The sequence below is a fragment of the Streptomyces sp. C1-1 genome, from assembly GCF_050214755.1.
GTDB lineage: Bacteria > Actinomycetota > Actinomycetes > Streptomycetales > Streptomycetaceae > Streptomyces.
Genome location: NZ_CP189826.1, coordinates 1,671,934 through 1,694,007, shown reverse-complemented (window position 1 = coordinate 1,694,007; position 22,074 = coordinate 1,671,934). Strand labels below are relative to the sequence as shown.

Annotated in this window: 17 protein-coding genes and 2 pseudogenes; 16 read left to right on the top strand and 3 right to left on the bottom strand. The window is 69.3% G+C overall.

Annotated features, from left to right (window positions below; genetic code table 11):
* Window positions 1-19 precede the first annotated feature (19 nt).
* Entirely contained in the window at window positions 20-1,474 is a 1,455-nt protein-coding gene (argG, locus tag ACQF4J_RS07755) for an argininosuccinate synthase (RefSeq protein WP_351583450.1), read from the top strand.
* A gap of 730 nt (window positions 1,475-2,204) precedes the next feature.
* Entirely contained in the window at window positions 2,205-2,381 is a 177-nt protein-coding gene (locus tag ACQF4J_RS07750) for a hypothetical protein (protein WP_157880821.1), read from the top strand.
* A gap of 68 nt (window positions 2,382-2,449) precedes the next feature.
* On the opposite strand, the gene ACQF4J_RS07745 is transcribed toward ACQF4J_RS07750, so the two are convergent.
* Window positions 2,450-3,460, bottom strand: coding sequence for a sugar ABC transporter substrate-binding protein (locus ACQF4J_RS07745; protein WP_351573122.1), 1,011 nt, complete (start codon window positions 3,458-3,460; stop codon window positions 2,450-2,452).
* Between the two features lie 278 nt (window positions 3,461-3,738).
* On the opposite strand from ACQF4J_RS07745, the gene ACQF4J_RS07740 reads away from it, so the two are divergent.
* The 13 genes and pseudogenes from ACQF4J_RS07740 to ACQF4J_RS07680 form a co-directional block, all read left to right on the top strand.
* A complete protein-coding gene (locus ACQF4J_RS07740) occupies window positions 3,739-4,776 on the top strand; it encodes a LacI family DNA-binding transcriptional regulator (protein WP_351573119.1) in 1,038 nt (345 codons plus the stop codon).
* 503 nt (window positions 4,777-5,279) lie between these two features.
* Entirely contained in the window at window positions 5,280-6,371 is a 1,092-nt protein-coding gene (locus ACQF4J_RS07735; protein ID WP_055631838.1) for a sugar ABC transporter substrate-binding protein, read from the top strand.
* A gap of 107 nt (window positions 6,372-6,478) precedes the next feature.
* Entirely contained in the window at window positions 6,479-7,564 is a 1,086-nt protein-coding gene (locus ACQF4J_RS07730; protein ID WP_351802065.1) for an ABC transporter permease, read from the top strand.
* A 5-nt stretch (window positions 7,565-7,569) separates the two neighbouring features.
* Window positions 7,570-8,364 (top strand): ATP-binding cassette domain-containing protein, encoded by a 795-nt coding sequence (locus ACQF4J_RS07725; RefSeq protein ID WP_427165282.1) that lies wholly within the window; start codon window positions 7,570-7,572, stop codon window positions 8,362-8,364.
* A 61-nt stretch (window positions 8,365-8,425) separates the two neighbouring features.
* Window positions 8,426-9,400 (top strand): 5-dehydro-2-deoxygluconokinase, encoded by a 975-nt coding sequence (iolC, locus tag ACQF4J_RS07720; RefSeq protein ID WP_351573112.1) that lies wholly within the window; start codon window positions 8,426-8,428, stop codon window positions 9,398-9,400.
* Between the two features lie 4 nt (window positions 9,401-9,404).
* Window positions 9,405-10,277, top strand: a complete 873-nt coding sequence (locus ACQF4J_RS07715) for a Cgl0159 family (beta/alpha)8-fold protein (RefSeq protein ID WP_427165279.1) — start codon at window positions 9,405-9,407, stop codon at window positions 10,275-10,277.
* On the top strand, window positions 10,274-11,149 hold the full coding sequence (iolB, locus tag ACQF4J_RS07710) for a 5-deoxy-glucuronate isomerase (RefSeq protein WP_351573107.1): 876 nt from the start codon (window positions 10,274-10,276) through the stop codon (window positions 11,147-11,149). The genes ACQF4J_RS07715 and iolB overlap by 4 nt, the downstream gene beginning before the upstream one ends.
* A complete protein-coding gene (iolD, locus tag ACQF4J_RS07705) occupies window positions 11,150-13,027 on the top strand; it encodes a 3D-(3,5/4)-trihydroxycyclohexane-1,2-dione acylhydrolase (decyclizing) (protein WP_351573104.1) in 1,878 nt (625 codons plus the stop codon).
* 13 nt (window positions 13,028-13,040) lie between these two features.
* Window positions 13,041-14,531, top strand: a complete 1,491-nt coding sequence (locus ACQF4J_RS07700) for a CoA-acylating methylmalonate-semialdehyde dehydrogenase (protein ID WP_427165276.1) — start codon at window positions 13,041-13,043, stop codon at window positions 14,529-14,531.
* A gap of 36 nt (window positions 14,532-14,567) precedes the next feature.
* Entirely contained in the window at window positions 14,568-15,761 is a 1,194-nt protein-coding gene (locus ACQF4J_RS07695) for a Gfo/Idh/MocA family protein (RefSeq protein ID WP_427165274.1), read from the top strand.
* 29 nt (window positions 15,762-15,790) lie between these two features.
* A complete protein-coding gene (locus tag ACQF4J_RS07690) occupies window positions 15,791-16,789 on the top strand; it encodes a sugar phosphate isomerase/epimerase family protein (protein WP_351573097.1) in 999 nt (332 codons plus the stop codon).
* Window positions 16,790-16,821: 32 nt separating this feature from the next.
* On the top strand, window positions 16,822-17,712 hold the full coding sequence (locus ACQF4J_RS07685) for a sugar phosphate isomerase/epimerase family protein (protein WP_351573094.1): 891 nt from the start codon (window positions 16,822-16,824) through the stop codon (window positions 17,710-17,712).
* 130 nt (window positions 17,713-17,842) lie between these two features.
* A pseudogene (locus tag ACQF4J_RS07680) lies at window positions 17,843-18,493 on the top strand (ISL3 family transposase); the annotation flags it as partial.
* An 80-nt stretch (window positions 18,494-18,573) separates the two neighbouring features.
* Here the strand turns inward: ACQF4J_RS07680 and ACQF4J_RS07675 are convergent.
* Window positions 18,574-18,954 (bottom strand): annotated as a pseudogene (locus ACQF4J_RS07675) (transposase); the annotation flags it as partial.
* A 538-nt stretch (window positions 18,955-19,492) separates the two neighbouring features.
* Between ACQF4J_RS07675 and ACQF4J_RS07670 the strand changes: the two are divergent.
* Window positions 19,493-20,593: an NAD(P)/FAD-dependent oxidoreductase gene (locus ACQF4J_RS07670; RefSeq protein ID WP_427165271.1), complete on the top strand. Its 1,101-nt coding sequence runs from the start codon at window positions 19,493-19,495 to the stop codon at window positions 20,591-20,593.
* Between the two features lie 20 nt (window positions 20,594-20,613).
* Here ACQF4J_RS07670 and ACQF4J_RS07665 read toward each other — a convergent pair whose 3' ends face one another.
* Window positions 20,614-21,987: a Tat pathway signal sequence domain protein gene (locus ACQF4J_RS07665; protein ID WP_427165269.1), complete on the bottom strand. Its 1,374-nt coding sequence runs from the start codon at window positions 21,985-21,987 to the stop codon at window positions 20,614-20,616.
* Window positions 21,988-22,074 lie beyond the last annotated feature (87 nt).

Sequence of the window (22,074 nt, the reverse complement as noted above, 5' to 3'; positions counted from 1 at the left end):
CATCATGCATACTCTTCCTATGTCCAAGGTCCTCACCTCCCTGCCCGCCGGCGAGCGCGTCGGTATCGCCTTCTCCGGCGGCCTCGACACCTCCGTCGCGGTCGCGTGGATGCGCGACAAGGGCGCCGTCCCGTGCACCTACACCGCCGACATCGGCCAGTACGACGAGCCCGACATCGCCTCGGTGCCCGGGCGCGCGAAGAACTACGGTGCCGAGATCGCGCGCCTGGTCGACTGCCGTGCCGCGCTGGTCGAGGAGGGCCTGGCCGCACTCACCTGCGGCGCGTTCCACATCCGCTCCGGCGGACGCGCCTACTTCAACACCACCCCGCTCGGCCGTGCCGTCACCGGCACGCTCCTGGTGCGGGCGATGCTCGAGGACGACGTCCAGATCTGGGGCGACGGCTCGACCTTCAAGGGCAACGACATCGAGCGGTTCTACCGCTACGGCCTGCTCGCCAACCCCAACCTGCGGATCTACAAGCCGTGGCTGGACGCGCACTTCGTGACCGAGCTCGGCGGCCGCAAGGAAATGTCGGAGTGGCTGGTCGCGCACAAGCTGCCCTACCGCGACAGCACGGAGAAGGCGTACTCCACCGACGCCAACATCTGGGGTGCCACGCACGAGGCCAAGACCCTGGAGCACCTGGACACCGGCATCGAGACCGTGGAGCCCATCATGGGCGTCCGGTTCTGGGACCCCGCCGTCGAGATCGCACCCGAGGACGTGACGATCGGCTTCGACCAGGGCCGCCCGGTGACGATCAACGGCAAGGAGTTCGCCACCGCCGTCGACCTGGTGATGGAGGCCAACGCCATCGGCGGCCGGCACGGCCTGGGCATGTCCGACCAGATCGAGAACCGCATCATCGAGGCCAAGAGCCGCGGCATCTACGAGGCCCCCGGCATGGCCCTGCTGCACGCGGCCTACGAGCGCCTGGTCAACGCCATCCACAACGAGGACACCCTCGCCCAGTACCACAACGAGGGCCGCCGGCTCGGCCGGCTGATGTACGAGGGCCGCTGGCTGGACCCGCAGGCGCTGATGATCCGCGAGTCGCTGCAGCGCTGGGTCGGCTCGGCGATCACCGGTGAGGTCACCCTGCGGCTGCGGCGCGGCGAGGACTACTCGATCCTCGACACCACGGGCCCGGCGTTCAGCTACCACCCGGACAAGCTGTCGATGGAGCGCACCGAGGACTCCGCGTTCGGCCCGGTCGACCGCATCGGCCAGCTGACCATGCGCAACCTCGACATCGCCGACTCCCGCGCCAAGCTGGAGCAGTACGTCGGCCTCGGCCTGATCGGCACCGGCAGCCCCACCATCGGCGCCTCCCAGGCCGCCGCGACCGGGCTCATCGGCACCATGCCGGAGCTGCCCGAGGGCGGCGCCGAGGCCATCGCCTCCCGCGGCGAGGTCTCCGAGGACGAGGCGCTGCTGGACCGCGCCGCGATGGAGTCCGGCACGGACTGACCGCAGAGCACAGCGGAAGGCCGGCCCGCGCCGAGAGGCGCCGGGCCGGCCTTCCGCCGTAGGGGCGGGGTGAGACCGAGCGTCGCATCCTGTTACTGAGCTTCCGATCATCTCCTCGATGTGCTGCCACAGCCGTTCCGGCTGCGGTTCTTGGCACAGGGGAAGGACCGTTCGCACACACCGGACTGCCTGTGTGTGGGCCTCGAGGGTACGTGGCTCATCGACGTACGGCCGGCCGACCTGGTGGAAGAGGACGACCTGGTGCTCAGCATTTCCGGGATCTGGACCCACCGGCATCAGCCCGCGGGTCTTCCGGCGCGCCATCTGCGTTCGCCTCTACCAGGAAGCGACCGGCCAGCCCGCCAGCAGCGCACCCGAATTCTTCGGACACCACCGCCCCCACCACGCGCCCGGAGCCGCAACCGCCCTCGGACGATGGCAACGAAACACCGATAACCCAGAACTATTCGACGCAGCCCTCGCTGGCCTGACCGCCGAACTCGAAGCGGCGAAACACCTCGTCAACTATCAAAGGCGTCGAGCACGCATGCGCAAGTGGCAGCTATCAGACGCAGATTGGCAAGCCATCTCACGCTGCTTGCCAGAACCACCGGTCCGAGGCGGGGGAATCCTCACCGCCTCGGAGCAGCCAGCCGCCTCCACGTTCGTCTGGTGCCTCGTGACCCAGGGAGAACGGCATTTCGCACCCTGGGTCATTCAAGGCGGACAGATGGACCAGATCCATGAGGTCCTGAAGAACTTCCGCTATGCCAAGCCGCACCGCCGACACCGCCCACTGCTGGACATCCTCACCGCTCTGGCGGTCCGCCTCGCCGACGCAGTCGACGCGGACAAGTTCAAAGCCAGCAGCTTGAACATCCACGACCTTCTGCCCCTTGGAGACTGAGCCTGTCCGCGCCTGCCAGCGCCGACACGGATCGCAGACAAAGCTTGCCCGTCACGGGCACACCGCACTCAGCGCGTACCTTTGGCCGCGAAGGAAGCGACGGAGTGGATGTTGGCCTTGTCGACGAAGGCAGGACCGGTCAGGACCGGCTCCTCGCCGCCGCCCATGTAGTTGCCGTTGGTCTTGTACAACCACAGCGAGTCGACCGCCAAGTAACCCTGTAGGTAAGGCTGCTGGTCCACGGCGAACTGGATGGCCCCCTTCTCGACGGCCGTTACCAGTTCCTTGTTGAGGTCGAACGTGGCGACCTTGGCCTTGCTGCCTGACTCGGAGACCGACTGCACCGCCGTCAGCGCGAAAGGGGCTCCCAGCGTGACGACGTAGTCGATGGAGCGGTCCTGGGCGAGCCCCGCCTCGATGGTGGATTTCACCGAAGGCATGTCGGTGCCGTTGACGTAGAGGATGTCCGTCCTGCCGCCGAAGGTCTTCTTCACGCCCGCGCAACGCTGTTCGAGATTCACGTCGCCCTGGGCCTGGATGACACACAGGGCGTGCTTGGCGCCGGCGCCGTTCAGGCGGGTCCCCAGGGCCTGGCCGGAGACCGACTCGTCCTGACCGAAGAACTCCAGCAAGCCCTGTTCCTTCCAGACGGAAAGCCCTGCGTTGAAGCCGACCACCGGGATGCCGGCCCGCTCCGCCTTGGCGACCACACCCTTCATCGCGTCCGGCTTGGCCAGAGTGACCGCGATGCCGTCGACTTTCTGGTCGATCGCGTTCTGCATCAGGGCGGCCTGATCGGACACCGTCTCGTTGTTGGAGTAGATCAGCTTGATGTTGTCCTTGGCGGCCGCGGCCTCGGCGCCTTTGCGGACGGTGTCCCAGAAAGTGTCACCGGACGGCGCATGGGTGACCATCGCCACCGTCATACGGGGCGTGTCGGCCTTCCCGACCGAAGCCTGGGCGGCGGACTGCTCTGCCTTCTTGCCGCCGGATGCGCTGGAGCAGCCCGCAAGCACCAGCGCTGCCGCGGCAACGGCCGGTGCCACTCTGCGGAGGCAACGGGCGGGGAACTGGTTCATGGTGCTTGCACCTCACTGTGCGGGGCGGAGAGGCGAGGATCGGGGGCGTCAGGGCGGCCGTCGCGAACTCACAGCCCGTTCCGGTTCGTGGCCGCCGAACGGCGACAGTGTCCGGGCGTGGGCATATGGGCCTCCCCTTCAGGCGCCCGGTGCGCCGTGGTCGTGGCATGTGGGGCTACGCCACCATTCCATGAATTAAAACGCTTTAATCACTGCTACCATCAACACCGCCACTGGCATGCGTCAAGGGTATGACCCCAAACCCACCAGGAGGTGACGTGGGCGACTTCGAGACCGCCGGCCCCGCCGGCGGCAACGGCGCATCCCCTCGTCCCCGACTGGAGGACGTCGCCGCGCGGGTGGGTCTCTCCACCGCCTCGGTCTCTCTGGTGCTGCGCGGAGTTCCCGGACCCAGCGAGCGCACCCGCCAGCGCGTCCTGAAGGCCGCGGCCGACCTCGGCTACCGCCCGGACCGCACCGCCAGCACGCTGGCCAGTCGCCGCAGCAGGCTCCTCGGCGTGGTGATCGACGTCCACAGTCCGTTCCACGCGGAGCTCGTCGAGCACCTGCACACGGCGGCCGAGGAGATCGGGTACGACCTCGTCCTGAGCACCCGGACCCGGACCCGGACCGAGAGCACCGCGATCGAGACCCTCCTGGCCTTCCGGTGCGAGGCGCTCATCCTGCTCGGCTCGGAGTCCGCCGACGCCGAACTCGCCGAGCTCGCCCGCCGGGCGCCGGTCATCTCCCTGGGCCGCCGGATCATCAAGGCCGGCCTCGATGTCGTGCGCACTGCGGACGACGCCGGAGTCGGCCAGGTCGTCGACCATCTGGTGGAGCTCGGTCACCACTCCATCGTCTACGTCGACGGCGGCAAGGGCGTCATCGTCACCGACCGCCGCCGCGGTTACCGCTCCGCCATGCGCCGCAACACCCTCGACGCCCACATCAGGGTCCTGCACGGCGGAGCCACGGAACACGCCGGCGAGCTGGCAGCCCGGCACCTCCTGGAAAGCGGCGACCTGCCGACCGCCGTCGTCGCCTACAACGACCAGTGCGCCATCGGCATGCTCACCGCCTTCCGGCGGGCCGGAGTCGACGTCCCGGGCAAAATCTCCGTCGCCGGCTACGACGACGACACCCTCTCCCGGCTCGCCTCCTTCGACCTCACCACGGTCAGCCAGAACGCCGAGGAACAGGCGCGGCAGGCCGTCACCGCTGCCGTCGAACGCCTGGACCACGGCCGCACCGCCCCTCGGGAGATCGTCCTCACCCCCGTCCTGATCGCGCGCGGCACCACTTCCGAGCCACGCTGACCAAGGCTTGTCACACCCGCCTCTCCGCACGCCGATATACGTGGCCATTGCATCATTCGAGGGGTCACGGAAAGATATCGGGAGCTGAAGGTCGCGCGTCAAACCCTTGACACACGCCCGAAACGCAAGCATGCTCTGGCCATCGCTTAAAGCGGTTTAAAAGATCCTTGAGCGTGAGGCGTCCGCCGCCCGGCAAGCCTCGTCCACACCCATCTGCGACCGTCCTTGACCTGAGGAAAAACCCCGCAGAGGGGGCCAGGCTCGAACGGCAATACGGTCCGTCTCCCCGGGAATTCCTCCGCGGAATTCCAGAGGTCCGTATCCCGCCCGTCCACGCCCGCTTTTCTCCGATCGCGCACCGCGACCCCGCATCACGATCGGCACCGCCAGAGCCGCGGCGGCACCGGTTTCCGGCCGCACCGACGTCCCGAAGAACCGCCGCACGATCGTCCCCGGCGCCTCGTCCTCCCCGCGCCGATCGCCACGAAGGAGCACCGCAGCACATGGAACGCACCCATACCCGTCGGCCACACGGTCGCCGTCTTCCCCGCAGACTGCTGGCCACGGTCGGCCTGTTCACCCTGGCCGCCTCCGCACTGACCGCCTGCGCCAGCGGCAAGGCGACCGACGACAAGGCGGGCACGGCGACAGCGTCTGCCGCGGCCGGCTCGGACTCGGGCGCCAAGAGCAACGGCAAGGTCTCCGTCTACGTGATCGGCGGCAAGGCCGACGACCCGTTCTGGTCCGCCGTCAAACGCGGCGGCGAGGACGCGGCGAAGGTGGTCAAGGCCGGCGGCGGCTCGGTCACCTTCCTCGGTCCGCAGAACTACGACAACCTCGGCCCCGATGCGGCGAAGCTGACCCTGACCGCGCTCTCCCAGAACCCCTCGGCGATCGTCGTCCCCGACTGGGTCCCGGACAGCCAGGACGCGGCGATCAAGCAGGCCGTGGCCAAGGGCGTCAAGGTCTTCGTCTACAACTCGGGCGGCGTCGAGGCGGCGCGGCGTACCGGCGGCCTCAAGTACATCGGCTCCGACGACTACGAGGCCGGCAAGGCCGGCGGCGTGAAGTTCGCCGAGTCCGGTGCCAAGAACATCCTGTGCGTCAACACGGTGCCGGGCGCGGCCAACTCGGAGGCCCGGTGCAAGGGCATCGCCGACGGCGCCAAGAGCAAGGGTGCCACCTCCAAGCAGCTGCCGCTGCCCTCCTCGAACTTCGGCAACCCCTCCGCCGTCACCCAGGCCATCAAGGGTGCGCTGCTCAAGGACAGCAGCGTCGACGCCCTGGTCACCATCGGGGTCCAGGACGCGGACAGCGCCGCCTCCGCGATCGAACAGGCCAAGGCCGGCGACAAGGTCAAGCTCGGCACCTTCGACCTGTCGACGAGTCAGCTCAACCGGATCAAGGCCGGCAAGCAGCTGTTCGCCATCGACCAACAGCCCTACCTGCAGGGTTTCTACGCCGTCTCCATAGCCAACCAGTACCTCTCCTACGGCGTGATCCCGCCCCAGAACCCCCTTCTGACCGGCCCGCTCCTGGTCACCTCCGACAACGTCGCCGCAGCCATCGCAGGTACCGCGGCCGGCGTCCGCTGAGCGCCTCGGGCGCCGGGTCCGCGCGTCGAGCACCCGGCATGGACCCGGCGCCTGAGGCCCCCCGCTCGCAACCCCCATCCGAGATTCACGAAGGTGACACCAGACCGATGACTTCCTCTCTTCCCGACACGGTCGGCATCACGGCCGAGACGACGGCCGAGTCGGCGCCCGACGTCTCCGCACCCGAGCGCACCGAAAGCCCCCTGGGCCAGCTGCGGCACCGCCCGGAGGCGGGCGCACTCATCGGAACGATCAGTGTCTTCATCTTCTTCGCGATCTTCGGCGGTGAGAAGTTCCTGGCCGCGGCAGGTGCGGCGAGCTGGCTGAACATCGCCGCCGAGCTCGGCATCATCGCCATCCCCGTCGGGCTGCTGATGATCGCCGGCGAACTCGACGTCTCCGTCGGCTCGGTCCTCGCCGGCTCCTCGATGACACTGGCGATCGTCTCCGGCCACTGGGGTGCGCCGATGATCGTCGGCATCGTCCTGGCCCTCGGTCTCGGCCTGCTGATCGGCCTGCTCAACGGCATCATCGTCACCCGCACCAACGTCCCGTCGCTGGTCGTCACGCTGGCGACGATGGCCGGTGTCGCGGGTCTGACCCTGGGCCTGTCCCGCGTCGCGACCGGCACGACGAGTGTGGCGATCAGCCCCGACCCGTTCTCCAAGGCGGTGTTCGGGCAGTTGATCGGCGGGCAGTTCGAGGTGGCGATCTTCTGGTGGATCGGTATCGCGGTGCTGGTCTCGGTGGTGCTCCAGATGATGCCGTACGGCAACTGGATCTTCGCGATCGGCGGCGACAAGGAGAGCGCCCGCGCCACCGGCATCCCGGTGACGAAGGTGAAGATCGCCCTGTACATGGCCAGCGGCTTCGGCGCCGCACTGGTCGGCGTGATCCAGACCATCCTCTACAACGGCGCCCAGGTCGCCAACGGGCAGTCCTTCGTCTTCAACTCCATCATCGCCGTCGTCATCGGCGGCGTGCTCCTCACCGGCGGCTACGGCTCCGTCATCGGCATCGCGCTGGGCACGCTGACCTTCGCCATCGTCAACCAGGGCATCTACTACACCGGCTGGAACTCCGACTGGGCCAGCCTCATCCTCGGCGTCCTCATCCTCACCGCCGTGCTGATGAACAACACCTTCCGCCGCCTGGCCCTGTCCTACAAGCCCCGTTCCGCGAAGAAGGTCTGACCCCCATGACGACCACACCCCTGCTCCGTCTCGCCGACGTCAGCAAGTCCTTCCTCGGCACCAACGCCCTCCAGGACATCTCCCTCGAAGTGGAAGCCGGCAAGGTCCTCTGCCTGCTCGGCGACAACGGCGCCGGCAAGTCCACCCTCATCAAGATCCTCTCCGGCTTCCACAAGCCCACCAGCGGCACCATCGAGATCAACGGCGAACGCGTCGAGTTCGACAGCCCCCGCGACGCCGGCGCCCAGGGCATCGCCACCGTGCACCAGTTCGGTGGCACCTTCCCGCTCATGGGCGTCGGCCGCTGCTTCTTCGTCGGCGCCGAACCCACCAAGGGCTTCGGCCCGTTCAAGCTCTTCGACAAGAAGCTGGCCGGCGAGATCGCCGTCCGCGAGATGCAGTCCCTCGGCATCACCCGCGTCACCGACGGCAACCGCCTCGTCGGCGCCCTGTCCGGCGGTGAACGCCAGGCCCTCGCCATCGCCCGGGCCGTCTACTTCGGCGCCAACGTCCTCATCCTCGACGAACCCACCGCCGCCCTCGGCGTCAAGGAAGCCGCCCACGTCCTGCGGATCATCATGCAGGCCCGCGCCAAGGGCGTCGCCGTCATCCTCGTCACCCACAACGTCCGCCACGCCATGATGGTCGGCGACCACTTCGCCGTCCTCATCCGCGGCCAGAAGGCCGACGACTTCCGCAAGGGCGAACGCACCCGCGAGGAGATCACCGACCTCATGGCCGGCGGCGAAGCCATGGCCGACCTCGAAGCCGAACTCGCCCAACTCCAGGCCGACGCCTGAGCGGGTTTTGTCCGACCTCTCTTTAAAGCGCTCTAAATCGGGACGGGAAAGGAAACCAGCAATGCCGTTCGAAGTGCTGACCATGGGCCGGACTGGAGTGGATGTGTATCCGCTTCAGACCGGGGTGGGGCTGGCCGAGGTCACCTCATTCGGCAAGTACCTGGGCGGCAGTCCGACCAATGTCGCGGTCGCCGCGGCGCGCTACGGGCGTACGGCGGCCGTGATCACCAAAACCGGCCGCGACCCGTTCGGGGAGTTCGTGCGCTCCGCGTTGCGGGGATACGGCGTCGATCCCCGTTTCGTCGGCACGTCGGGCGTGGCGCCGACACCGGTGACGTTCTGCGAGATCTTCCCGCCGGACGACTTCCCGCTGTACTTCTATCGCCTGCCGAAGGCTCCTGACCTGGACATCCAGCCGGGGGAGCTGGACCTGGAGGCGGTGCGGGAGGCGGCGGTCTTCTGGATCACGGGGACCGGGCTGAGTGAGGAGCCGAGCCGGGCGGCGACGCTGGCGGCGCTCGAAGCGCGGGCGAAGGCGGGAACCACGGTCTTCGACCTGGACTGGCGGCCGATGTTCTGGGCCGACCCGGATCAGGCACGGTCGTCCTACACGGAAGCACTGCGGCACACGACGGTCGCCGTCGGCAATCTCGACGAGTGCGAAATCGCTACCGGGGAGCGCGAACCGTACGCTGCGGCGAAGGCGCTGCTGGCGGCGGGTGTGGAGCTGGCAGTGGTCAAGCAGGGCCCCAAGGGGGTCCTGGCCATGGGCCAAGACGGGGTCGCCGTGGAGGTGGCGCCGGTTCCGGTCGACGTGGTCAACGGTCTGGGCGCCGGGGACGCGTTCGGCGGGGCGCTCTGCCATGGCTTGCTGTCCCGGTGGGACACACGGCGCACGGTGTCCTTCGCCAACGCCGCCGGCGCGATCGTCGCGGGCAGGCTGGCCTGCTCCGAGGCGATGCCGACCGAAGCCGAAGTCGAACAAAAACTCCAGGAGGCGTCTTACGGCTCCGTTGCCACTGAACGAAAGGCGTGACCTCGTGCTGTCCGAGAACGTGAGCCGGATCGTGTCCGCCCGGGTGAACGATCCCGGTGCCGTGGCGGCGGCTGCCGCCCGCCGGGTGAAGGCGACCTCGCTGTTCGGCGACCACGGCAAGGCGATGATCATCGCCGCCGACCACCCCGCGCGCGGAGCCACTGGCGTCGGCGGCGATCCCAACGCCATGGCGGATCGTTTCGAGCTGCTGGACCGGCTGTGCGTAGCGCTCGAACGCCCCGGGGTGACGGGCGTGTTGGCCACGGCCGACATCCTCGAGGATCTCCTCCTGCTCGGCGTCCTGGACGGCAAGAGCGTGTTCGGTTCGATGAACAGGGCGGGGCTGGCGGGCTCGGTGTTCGAGATCGACGACCGCTTCACCGGCTACGACGCCGAGACGATCGCCACGATGGGCTTCGACGGCGGCAAGACGCTCACCCGGATCGCGCTGGGCGATCCGGCCACACCCTCCGTACTGGCGAACACGGCCAACGCGATCAACGAGCTCAACGACCGTCAGCTCATCGCGATGGTGGAGCCGTTCATCTCCGTCTGGCAGGACGGGAGGATCCGGAACGACCTCTCCACGGACGCGGTCATCAAGTCGGTCGCCATCGCCTCGGGGCTGGGCCGGCGCACCGCGTACACCTGGCTGAAGCTGCCGGTCGTGGAGGGGATGGAGCGTGTCCTGGCCTCCTCGACCCTGCCGGCGCTGCTGCTGGGCGGCGAGGTGAAGGACGCGGAGGCGGCGTTCGCATCCTGGGGCAAGGCGCTCAAGCAGCCGACCGCGCAGGGGTTGGTCGTGGGGCGCTCCCTGCTCTACCCGGCGGGCGGAGACGTGGCCGGTGCGGTGGACAAGGCGGTGAGCCTGCTGTGAGCAGCAAGTACCACCTGCCGGCCGGGACTTCGGCCGACGGCCCCTACGACGTCCTGGTCACGCCGGAGTCAGCGGGCTGGGGATACTCCGGCCTCAGGATCCTGACCCTGGGGCCGGGAGAGGCACACGCCCTAAGCACGGGCGACAGCGAGTTCCTGGTTCTTCCCCTCCACGGCGGATGCACCGTCACGGTCGGCGGGCAGAGCTTCGAACTCGACGGCCGGCAGGACGTGTTCGCCTCGGTCACCGACTTCGCCTACCTCCCCCGCGAGTCGGAGGCCCTCATCAGCAGCGCGCACGGCGGGACGTTCGCGCTGCCCAGCGCCCGTACCGGGCGGAGTTCACTCTCCGCCCGGTACGGGGCCAAGAAGAACGTCCCCATCGAGCTGCGCGGGGCCGGGGCATGCTCGCGGCAGGTCAACAACTACTGCTTGCCGGGGACGTTCGACGCCGAGCAGCTGCTGGTGTGCGAGGTCCTCACGCCAGGTGGGAACTGGTCGTCGTATCCGCCGCACAAGCACGACGAGGCCCGGCCCGGGGTGGAGTCGGAGCTGGAGGAGATCTACTACTTCCAGGTCTCCGGTGACGGGAACGGGTTCGGCTACCAGCGTGTCTACGGCATCCCGGACAGGCCCATCGAGGTGCTGGCGGAGGTCCGCTCCGGGGACACGGTCCTCATCCCGCACGGCTGGCACGGGCCGTCGATCGCCGCACCGGGATACGACCTGTACTACCTCAACGTCATGGCGGGTCCGGGGCAGGACCGTGCCTGGCTGATCTGCGACGACCCTGCCCACGGCTGGGTGCGCAACACCTGGGACATGCAGGACATCGATGACCGGCTGCCCTTCGGCGCCGAGGAGAACGAGTAGATGGAAACGATCAGACTCACCACCGCCCAGGCGCTCGTGCGCTTCCTCGTCCACCAGTACAGCGAGCGCGACGGGCAGGAGCAGCGGCTGATCCCCGGGATGTGGGGCATCTTCGGACACGGCAACGTGGCCGGCGTCGGGCAGGCCCTGCTGCAGGCCGCGGTCACCCAAGAGGCCGATCTCCCTTACTACTTGGCCCGTAACGAGCAGGGCATGGTGCACGCTTCGGTCGCCTACGCCAAGATGCGCGACCGGCTGGCGACCTTCGCCTGCACCGCCTCGACCGGCCCCGGCTCGACGAACATGATCACGGGCGCGGCGCTGGCCACCACCAACCGGCTTCCGGTGCTGCTCCTGCCGTCCGACATGTTCGCCACGCGCGCCGCCGACCCGGTGCTCCAGCAGCTGGAGGACACGCGGGGCGGGGACGTCACCGTCAACGACGCCTTCCGGGCCGTCTCGAAGTACTTCGACCGCGTCTCACGTCCCGAGCAGCTCATCCCGGCCGCCCTCGCGGCGATGCGGGTGCTGACCGACCCGGTGGAGACCGGCGCCGTCACCCTCGCCCTGCCCCAGGACGTGCAGGCCGAGGCCCATGACTGGCCCGTCTCCTTCTTCCGGCGCCGGGTGTGGCATGTCGGCCGCCCGGTGCCCGAACCGGCCGCCGTCGAGCGGGCCGCCGCCCTGCTGCGGAGCGCGAGGAAGCCGCTGATCGTGGCGGGCGGCGGGGCCGTGTACTCCGGCGCCGAGACCACGCTGCGCGCCTTCGCCGAGGCCACCGGCATCCCGGTCGCCGACACCCACGCCGGCAAGGGCGCGGTGCCGTGGGACCACCCGTACGCGGTCGGCGGCATCGGCTCCACGGGGTCGTACGCGGCGAACGCGCTCGCGCAGGACGCGGACGTGGTGCTGGGCATCGGCACCCGGTACTCCGACTTCACCACCGCCAGCCACACCGTCTTCGGCAACCCGGACGTCACCTTCGTCAACCTCAACGTGGCCCGACTGGACGCCGTAAAGCACTCCGCCGAGCCGCTGGTCGCGGACGCCCGACTGGGTATCCAGGCACTGGCCGGGGCGCTCGACGGCTGGGAGGTGGAGCCCTCGTACCGCGCGAGGAGCCGTGAACTCATCGCCCGTACGCGGGAGATCGAGGAGGGGTGCTTCACCGTGGGCCATGGTCCGCTCCCCGCCCAGACGGAGATCCTCGGCGCCCTCAACGACGTCCTGGACGACCGCGCGGTGGTCATCAACGCGGCCGGATCCATGCCGGGCGATCTGCAACAGCTGTGGCGGGCGCGGGATCCGAAGGCCTACCACGTCGAGTACGCCTACTCCTGCATGGGCTACGAGGTGGCCGCGGGCGTCGGCGCGAAGATGGCCGACCCCTCCCGTGAGGTCGTCGTCCTGGTCGGTGACGGCTCGTATCTGATGATGGCACAGGAGATCGTCACCATGGTCTCCGAGGGCCTGAAGGTCATCGTCGTCCTGGTCCAGAACCACGGCTTCGCCTCGATCGGGGCGCTGTCCCAGTCGCTCGGCTCGCAGCGCTTCGGCACCAAGTACCGCTACCGGAACGGGGATTCGGGGCAGCTCGACGGGGACGTCCTCCCGGTCGACCTCGCCGCCAACGCCTCCTCGCTGGGCGCGGACGTCCTGCACGCCGCCTCGGTCGAGGAGTTCCGCGCGGCGATGGAGAAGGCGAAGGCGGCCACCCGGACGACCGTCGTGCACGTCGAGACCGATCTCTACGGCCCCAACCCGCCCGGCCACGGCTGGTGGGACGTCCCGGTCGGCGAGGTCTCCGCCCTGGAGTCCACCCGCTCCGCGTACGAGACGTACGCCGCCCACAAGCAGAACCAGCGTCACTACCTCTAAGGACACCGCTTCCGTGAACACCATTCCCCACTGGATCAACGGCGCACCCGTCTCCGGCACGGACACCCAGGCGGTGTTCAACCCGGCCACCGGCCAGGAACAGGCCCGGGTCGTCCTCGGCGGCGACGCGGACGTGGACACCGCCGTCCGGGCCGCCTCCGCCGCGTTCGAGACCTGGTCCGAGTCCTCCCTCACCCAGCGCACCCAGGTGATGTTCGCCTTCCGCCAGCTCCTCGTCGAGCACGAGGAGGAGCTGGGCCGGATCATCTCCGCCGAGCACGGCAAGACCGTCGACGACGCCCGCGGCGAGATCGTGCGCGGCCGTGAGGTCGTCGAGTTCGCCTGCGGCCTCGGCGACGTGCTGAAGGGCTCCTTCTCCGACCAGGTCTCGCGCGGCGTGGACGTGCACGACTTCCGTCAGCCGCTCGGTGTCGTCGCCGGCATCACCCCGTTCAACTTCCCGGCGATGGTTCCCCTGTGGATGCACCCCGTCGCGATCGCGACCGGCAACACCTTCATCCTCAAGCCGTCCGAGCGCGCCCCCTCGGCCGCCAACTTCGTCGCCGGGCTGTACCGCAGGGCCGGGCTGCCGGACGGTGTCTTCAACGTCGTCCACGGCGGCAAGCCGGCCGTCGACGCGATCCTGACCCACCCGGGCATCGAGGCCGTCTCCTTCGTCGGCTCCACACCCATCGCCAAGTACGTCCACGAGCAGGCCGCTTCGCACGGCAAGCGGGTCCAGGCCCTCGGCGGCGCCAAGAACCACGCCGTCGTCCTGCCCGACGCCGACCTGGAGTTCGCCGCCACCCACATCACCGCCGGTGCCTACGGTTCGGCCGGCGAGCGCTGCATGGCCGTCTCCGTGGCGGTCGCCGTCAGCGAGGCCGCGGACGGGCTCGTCGAGGTGCTTCGGCGCAAGGCCCGTGAGGTCAAGGTCGGCCCCGGTGACGTGCCCGGCACCGAGATGGGCCCGCTGGTGACCAAGGCCGCCCAGGAGCGCGTGGAGAACGCGGTCGGGACAGCGGCGGCCCAGGGTGCCACGGTCGTCGTGGACGGCCGCGGGCTCAAGATCGACGGTCACGAGGACGGCTTCTTTACCGGCCCCTCCCTCCTCGACCACGTCACCACCGGGATGGGCGCCTACAAGGACGAACTGTTCGGCCCGGTCCTCGCGATCGTGCGGGTCGACACCCTCGACGAGGCCATCGACGTCATCAACGCCAACCCCTACGGCAACGGCACCGCCCTGTTCACCGCCTCCGGCGAAGCCGCCCGCCGCTTCCAGCGCCGGGTCAAGGTCGGCATGATCGGCATCAACGTCCCCGTCCCGGTCCCGATGGCCTACTACTCCTTCGGCGGCTGGAAGGACTCCCTCATCGGCGACAACCCCATCCACGGCCCCGAGGGCATCCGCTTCTACACCCGCCCCAAGGTCGTCACCACCCGCTGGCCCCAGCCCAGGCAGCAGGTCGCCGCCGGTTTCAACTTCCCCACCTCCAACTGACATTCCCCCCACCGCGACTTTTCGAAGGACAGCTCCATGACCACATCCAAGCCGCTCTCCGTTGCGGTGATCGGAGCCGGTATGGCCGGCCGCAGTCACGCCGCCGGATACCGCAACGTCAACACGGTCTTCGGCGCCGGTCTGCCGCCGGTACGGCTGGCCGCGATAGCCGATGCCAACGTGGCACTCGGCGAGGACGCCGCCCGGCGTTACGGCTTCGAGGAAGCCCTTCCGAGCTGGGAGGCCGTGGCGGAGGACCCGACCATCGACGCGGTCAGCATCGTCGTCGGCAATGCTCTGCACCGGCCGATCGCCGAGGCGCTGGTCGCCGCCGGGAAGCACGTGCTGTGCGAGAAGCCGCTGGCCGGGTCGCTCGAAGACGCCCGGGCCATGGCCGCGTTGGAGCGATCCGCCGAGGTCGTGACCGCTGTCGGGTACACCTTCCGCCGTGCGCCCGCCATCGCCGCTATCCGCGACCATGTGCTGCGCGGTGAACTGGGAGACCTCACCCTGTTCAGCGGACGCTACTGGTGCGACTACGCGACCGACCCGAACGGGCCGCTGAGCTGGCGGTTCAAGGGCGGAGCCGGGTCCGGTGCGCTGGGGGACGTCGGCTCGCACATCATCGACGCCGCCGAGTACGTCGCCGGGCCGATCGCCTCGGTGTCCGGTGCCGTGCTGTCGACGCAGATCACCAAGCGTGCGCTGCCGCTGGGCGCGGTCGTCGGGCACAACGCGGCGCCTGTCTCGGACGAGTTCGGCGAGGTCGAGAACGAGGACACCGCGTCCTTCACCGCCCGGTTCGAGTCCGGGCTGGTCGGCACCTTCTCCGTGACGCGCACCGGGTTCGGGCTGCCGAACGGGCTCGCCTTCGACGTGCTCGGCGTCAGCGGGCGGGCCGCGTTCGACCAGCACCGGCCCGCCGAGTACCTCTTCGACGACGCCCAGCCCGACGCCCGTACCCGAGGCGCCCGGCAGATCATCGCCGGCCCGCAGCTGCCGTATTTCGCGGGCGGTGTCCCGATGGAGGCACCGGGTGTCGGTGCCAGCAACGGCGACAACTTCACCTACCAGGCGCGGGCGTTCCTCGACCAGGTCGCCGGGGTCGCCGAGCCGCTGCCGGCATGCGCCACCTTCGCAGACGCGCTGCGCACCATGGAGATCATCCAGGCCGTCGTCGACTCCTCCCGCAGCGGCGGCGCGTCCGTCGCCGTTCCGCCCGCGGCCTGACCTCATTTCCCGACCGAAGGACCTGACACATGGCTCTCAAGCTCGGCGCCTATACCGCCTGTTTGCACGACCGTCCGCTGACCGAAGCCCTCGACGTCCTCAAGGAGAACGGGCTGACCTCGGTCGAGGTCAACAGCGGCGGGTTCATACCGTCTCCGCACTGCCCCGTCGATCTGCTGCTGTCCTCGGCCGCCGCGCGTGAGGAGTACCTCGCCACCTTCGCCGACCGGGGCATGGAACTGACCGGCCTGAACTGCAACGGCAACCCGCTCAACCCGCTCCCCGGCGTCGGACCCAAGCATGCCGACGACCTGCGGCGGACCATCCGGCTGGCCGGCCTGCTCGGCGTCAGGCACGTGGTCACCATGTCCGGCACGCCGGGCTCCGACCCCGACGCCAAGTACCCGTCCTGGGTCGTCAACCCATGGGACGGCGTCTACATGGACGTCCTCGACTACCAGTGGGGTGTGGCCGTCGAGTTCTGGAAGGAGATCGATGCCCTCGCCCGGGAGAACGACGTCCGGGTCGCCGTCGAGATGCACCCGCACAACCTCGTCTTTTCCCCCGTCACCCTCAAGCGGCTGGTCGACGAGGGCGGGCTGACGAACGTCGGCGCCGAGATGGACCCCTCGCATCTGATGTGGCAGGGCATGGACGTCATCGCCTCCGTCAAGTGGCTCGGCCCGCTCGTGTTCCACGCCGCCGCCAAGGACGCGACCCTCTGCCCGGGCGCCGACATCCGCGGTGTCCTCGACACCTCGTTCGCCCGGGTGCCGGCCGACGCCCCGGACAAGGTCCCCACCGGGTACGGCTTCTGGTGCAACGCCTGGCCGGAGAACCCGGCCTGGAAGTTCGTCGCCGTCGGCATCGGCCACGACGTCGCCTACTGGACCGAGTTCCTGCGCGCCCTCGCCGAGATCGACCCGGACATGGCCGTCAACATCGAGCACGAGGACGCCGCCTTCTCCCGTACCGACGGACTCGCCCTGGCGGCGAAGAACCTGCACAGCGCCGCATCGGCCCTCTGACCGCCTTTCGCTTCCGATCTCGGAGGACACCAGTGAAACTCGCTCTTGATCCGCAGATGTTCTATTCCACGCACTCGGTGCTGGAGCTCCCCGACCTGGTGGCCCGCGCCGGCTACTCCTGGATGGAACTGTCGCCCAAGGACGACTTCATCCCCTTCTTCAGCCACCCGCGCGCCGACGACGCCACGGTGGCCAAGCTGCGCAAGCGCGCTGCCGATGCCGGGGTCGGCATCGCCTCGGTCCTGCCGGTGCTGCGCTGGTCAGGGCCGGGTGAGGAAGAGCGGCAGGCTGCGGTGCGGGCCTGGAAGCGCGCCATCCGGATGACCGTCGACCTCGGTGTCGACACCATGAACTCCGAGTTCAACGGCCGTCCCGAGGGCGCCGAGTTCGCGGAGAGCCAGTTCCTGCGCTCGATGGACGAGCTGATACCCGTGTTCGAACGCGAGGGCGTCAAGCTCGTCCTGGAACCGCACCCGGACGATTTCATCGAGGACGGTCACGCTGCGGTGAACATGGTGCGCGGTCTGAACCGGGACTGGATCTCGTTCCTGTACTGCACGCCGCACACCTTCCACCAGGGCAACGATGCGACCGGAATCATCACCGCGGCAGCCGACAAGGTCACCTACGTCCACCTCGCCGACACCCTCGACCACACCGCGTCCAACGGACTGCGCTACATCGTCAACCCGCCCGGATCGACCGTGCGCGTGCACCAGCATGCCGAAATGGGCCGCGGTGAGGTCGACTTCGACGAGGTGTTCGCCGCGCTCGCCTCGGTCGGATTCGACGGGGTCGTATCGTCGTGCGTCTTCGGCTGGGAGGAGTACGCCGCCGAGATCAGCGTCCGCCAACGGGAGAAGGCAACCGCACTGATCGACAAGCACTTCGGAGGGGGCAGGCTCGAGACCGAGAGGCACTGATCCCCGATGACCGGCTCCACGCTGTTCCGCACCTGGTAGAAGCCTTCCAACGTGCCCGGGAGTGTAAATCTAACGGCCCTGTCTCACATTCGGTGGTGACGCAGAGTCATGAGGTGTCGTTGGTAATCGTGTGACGGATGCCAACGAGCTCGTGCAGACGGTACTTTCAGGGCTGTCCCCGCTGGTCATCGGAGATTTGGTCGACGAGGGCGAGCGGGTCGTGGTGCGGGCACGGACTCCGCAGAACACTGGGGTCTGTCCGGTGTGCGGGGTGATATCGGGGCGGGTGCACGGCTATCACTGGCGGACGGTGGCCGACGTACCGGTCGACGGCCGGCGGGTGGTGGTCCGTGTGCGGGTGCGGCGTCCGGTGTGTCCCACGCGCGGCTGCCGCCACACCTTCGGCGAGCAGGTGCCCGGAGTGCTGGAGCGATACCAGCGCCGCACAGTCCGTCTGGCCAGCCAAGTCAAAGCCGTGGTCAAGGAGTTAGCAGTTCGGTCAGGAGCTCGCTTGCTGGCGTTACTCGCGGTGGGTCTGTCGCGTCATACGGCCCTGCGCGCCCTGCTGCGGATCCCGTTGCCCACCGGGCGGGGCCCCGTGTGATCGGCGTCGACGACTTCGCTCTGCGTCGGCGGCACCGCTATGCCACCGTGATCATCGATGCCGAGACCCACGAGCGGATCGCCGTGCTGCCCGGTCGCACGGCCGACACCCCTGGAAGCGTGGCTGCGCGAGCATCCGGACATCGAGATCGTGTGCCGGGACGGCTCGGCGACCTATTACCGGTAGTTCGTTAAATCCGGCAGTAGAGGTCAATGCCGTGTCCGGTGGTGACTGCGTCGATCAGGGCCTGGAGCTCACTGCCGGCCCACGTGCGCGGTCGCCGTGCCGTCCTTGCGGTCCCCGGAATCGTCGATCACGATGCCCCCGCCGTCGTGCGGAGCCGTCGCCGGCAGCTCGCGCAGCAGCTCAAGCCGCCGGTCGTTGACCAGCTCGGCCTCCCAGGGCGATTCGGACAGGAAGAACTGCAGCCGCTGCACCCCCGGCATCCCCGCACCCGTCACCGGCTCTGCTCCGGCCAGGCAGGTGATCGTCTTGTTCCGCTCCCGCGGCGCCAGCAGCCCGGTCAGGTACTCGCGAAACCCTCGCCTCTGGGCCAGGCTGAAGAAGAGGTCGTCGAACCGGGCCGCGTAGTCCTCCAGCGGTCCCAGCGCGGGCGGGCACGGCCGGCGAGCAGTCATCTTCAGCCCCCAGCAAGGCAGTTGACTCCTACCCCCGGCCTACGACCAACCCGACCTGTCGTCAACCCACGCCACCACCGGATTCAACGAACTACCGGTAGAAGGCGCGCGTTCTGGCGCTCCCCAGGCACAACAGGTCGCGGACGCCTGGCACTTGTGGCGCAACCTCGCCGAGGCCGTGGAGAAGACCGTCGGCTCTCACCACCCGTGCATCCGGACGCGTAGTTCCGGCCAGGTTGAAGGCCATGTCTGCAGGGTTCCACAGCACAGCCCGCCGATGCACGCTTCCACGCACACACCATGCAAACCACGTCGCGCAACACCTACCTCACCTGCTACGAGACGGCCACCGCCTTGCAAACTGCAGCGCTCGGTCACACGGGGGCGCGAGCACCCTTGGCACGCTTCACACAATGCGCACATGCCTCCATAGAAGCTTTAGAGTTCAAGCGCTACGCTCGTCGCCAGTCCGAGTGGCCGAGGAAGCCCCACGCGTCCGGCTGCTCGCTTCCCCACGAGCAGGCACAGGAGAGTCGTTGTGCACGACAGCGACATAGTGGTGATCGGCGGCGGCTACGCGGGCGTCCGCCTGGCCAGACGACTGGACGGGATCGCCCGGGTCACGCTGGTGGACCGCAAGGACGTCTTCTTCCACCGCATCGCCTCGCTGCGGGCCGGTGTGCGCCCGGAGTGGTCGGTGACCCCCTTCATCCCCTACGACCGGCTGCTGGCCAACGGCCGGGTGGTGGTGGGCAAGGCCCTGCGGATCGACACCGCCGAGCGGCAGGTCGTACTGGCCACGGGGGAGCGGCTGCCGTACGACGTGGTCGTGATCGCCACCGGCGCCGACTACCCCGAACCGGCACGCTTCACCGGAACCACCACCGAGGAGACCCTCAAGACGTTCGCCGGGCACCAGCAGAAGATCGCCGGTGCCGAACACGTCCTGGTCGTCGGCGGCGGGCCCTCCGGGGTCGAACTCAGTGCCGAGATACGCCTGGCCCGGCCGGACGTCCGGATCACCCTCGCCCACTCCGGCACCGAACTCCTGCACAACACCGGCGTCGAGCGCGCCGGACGCCGGGCACGGGCCTGGCTGGAGGCCCACGACGTGGAGGTGCGACTCGACTCCTTCATGTCGCCCGGCAACGACTTCGGCACCTACCGCGACGCACGCGGCAACATCATCGCCGCCGACCTCTCCTTCTGGGCCACCGGCACCACGCCCAACACCCTCTGGCTGCGCCTCGGCGGCCACGGCGACTGGCTCAACGCGGCCGGGCACGTCAAGGTCGACCGCACTCTGCGGGTCGACGGGCGGCTGGACGTGTTCGCGGTCGGTGACGTCAACGACGCCACCGAACTCAAGATCACCCCGGCCGCGCTCGCCCAGGCCGACCTCGCCGCCTGGAACATCCGCACCTATCTCAACAGTGCCGGCAGGCACCGCAGGGAACCCCGCCTCTACCGGCCCGTCCACCGCACCCCGGTCATCGTGCCCTTCGGCGCGGGCGACGGGCTGACCATCCTGCCGGTGCCGGGCGCGAGCGCGGTCCTCGGCGCCCGGACCTCCGTACTGGTCAAGGCGAAGACCCTCATGACGCCGTACATGAGGCGCCAGCTCGGCTACACCGCCTGACCCGCGCCCGGCAGCGCCGCTCAGGCCGCCAGCGGGTTCGCGCGCGCCGCCGCCAGCAGGTACCAGGCCGTGGCCCCCGTGTGCCGGTAGGGGTAGTAGCCGAAACCGAAACCGGTGTCGAGCGGGCTGCTCGCCGAGATGACGCCCGAGCCCTCGGCGACCGCCCTGCCGCCGAGGGTCTGGCCGCCGCCGAGCAGATCCTGCGCGCGCTCGATCGAGGCGAGCAGCCGGCGGGCCCGCGCCCCGTCACCGGGGGACCGGCGACAGCGCAGGGCCAGCGCCAGGTGGGCGGTCCCCTCGAACCAGACACCGTTGCGGTCGGGCCTGGGCTGCCCCGACGCGATGGGGGCGTCCTCGTTCGCCGACAGACTGGCCGAGCTGAACGTGACGCCCTCGTACGACTGCCCCTGCGGCACCGTGCTGTTGGGGCGTTCGGCGCTGTCCCGGACGGCGAGTTCGGTCGCGGCCCAGTCCAGCGAACGGGAGTGGGCGGGGGAGACGAGGGCGAGATGGGTCCAGGTCTGGGTGTCCTCGGGGACCGGCGACCTGTTGATCGTCACACCGTCGTTCGTGCCGGTGTAGAAGAACCCGCCGGACGGCTCCCACATCCGGCGCACGAAGGCCGCGGCCCGCGCGCGCCGTTCGAGCCACACCTTGTCCCCGGTCAGCCCGGCGAGCCGGCCGAACAGGCCGACCAGGTCGGTGTTGTGCTCGGTCGAGGTGAAGGGCAGCTTCTCGTCGGCGCCGTTCACGCCGAACTTGTAGCCGCCGAGCGGCTCGTCCGTGCGGCCGACACGCTCGATCCACTCACCGATCCGCACGGCCCCGGTGAGGAACCGCCGCCGGGCGGTCCGTGCGGCGAGGGTGCTCAGCGCGATGCCGGCCCACGCCATGTCGCCCACGGCGGTGCCGGTGAAGCCGAACTGGCTGCCCACGTTGGCCGTTCCGTCCGCCCGCACGAAGCCGTCCGGCTGCGCCGAACCGTCGTAGAAGGTGTACGGCCCGACGTTGTAGGCCTGCCGCAGCCTGCCGTCGTCGTGAGCGGGGTCGTGGGCCTGGGCATAGAGCAGCGCGTCGCCCAGCGCCACCGCCCGCGAGCGGCCGTCGGCGGTGCCGGTGGCCAGGTTCGCGAGGATCACGAGCGCGTTGTCGTAGGTGAACGCGGTGCTGAACAGGCCGGCCTGGTCGGTGTAGCTCTGGGCCAGCCGGACCGTGCCGTGGTCCGGGTAGGCGTCCATGGCGGCGGCGAGGAAGGCGGACGCCCGGCGCTGTGCGGAGGCCGAGCGGTCCGCCGCCGCGGCCGTCCCGCCCGTGGTGAGGACCGCGGCGCCGACGCCGAGTCCGGTACCGATGAGCGCGCGTCGGCTGAGTCCGGTGCCCTGGCTGCCGGTCATGGGTCTCCTCGGGAGTGTGGGAACGAGCAGCTCTTGAGAGCGCTCTCAAAGACGCGCGCTCATTGTGCTGTGGAGGTGCCGTCCGGT

Coding starts and splice junctions, on each gene's coding strand:
- argG (WP_351583450.1), top strand. CDS start 20: ATGTCCAAGGTCCTCACCTCCCTGCCCGCCGGCGAGCGCGTCGGTATC.
- ACQF4J_RS07750 (WP_157880821.1), top strand. CDS start 2,205: ATGGACCAGATCCATGAGGTCCTGAAGAACTTCCGCTATGCCAAGCCG.
- ACQF4J_RS07745 (WP_351573122.1), bottom strand. CDS start 3,460: ATGAACCAGTTCCCCGCCCGTTGCCTCCGCAGAGTGGCACCGGCCGTT.
- ACQF4J_RS07735 (WP_055631838.1), top strand. CDS start 5,280: ATGGAACGCACCCATACCCGTCGGCCACACGGTCGCCGTCTTCCCCGC.
- ACQF4J_RS07730 (WP_351802065.1), top strand. CDS start 6,479: ATGACTTCCTCTCTTCCCGACACGGTCGGCATCACGGCCGAGACGACG.
- ACQF4J_RS07725 (WP_427165282.1), top strand. CDS start 7,570: ATGACGACCACACCCCTGCTCCGTCTCGCCGACGTCAGCAAGTCCTTC.
- iolC (WP_351573112.1), top strand. CDS start 8,426: ATGCCGTTCGAAGTGCTGACCATGGGCCGGACTGGAGTGGATGTGTAT.
- iolD (WP_351573104.1), top strand. CDS start 11,150: ATGGAAACGATCAGACTCACCACCGCCCAGGCGCTCGTGCGCTTCCTC.
- ACQF4J_RS07695 (WP_427165274.1), top strand. CDS start 14,568: ATGACCACATCCAAGCCGCTCTCCGTTGCGGTGATCGGAGCCGGTATG.
- ACQF4J_RS07690 (WP_351573097.1), top strand. CDS start 15,791: ATGGCTCTCAAGCTCGGCGCCTATACCGCCTGTTTGCACGACCGTCCG.
- ACQF4J_RS07665 (WP_427165269.1), bottom strand. CDS start 21,987: ATGACCGGCAGCCAGGGCACCGGACTCAGCCGACGCGCGCTCATCGGT.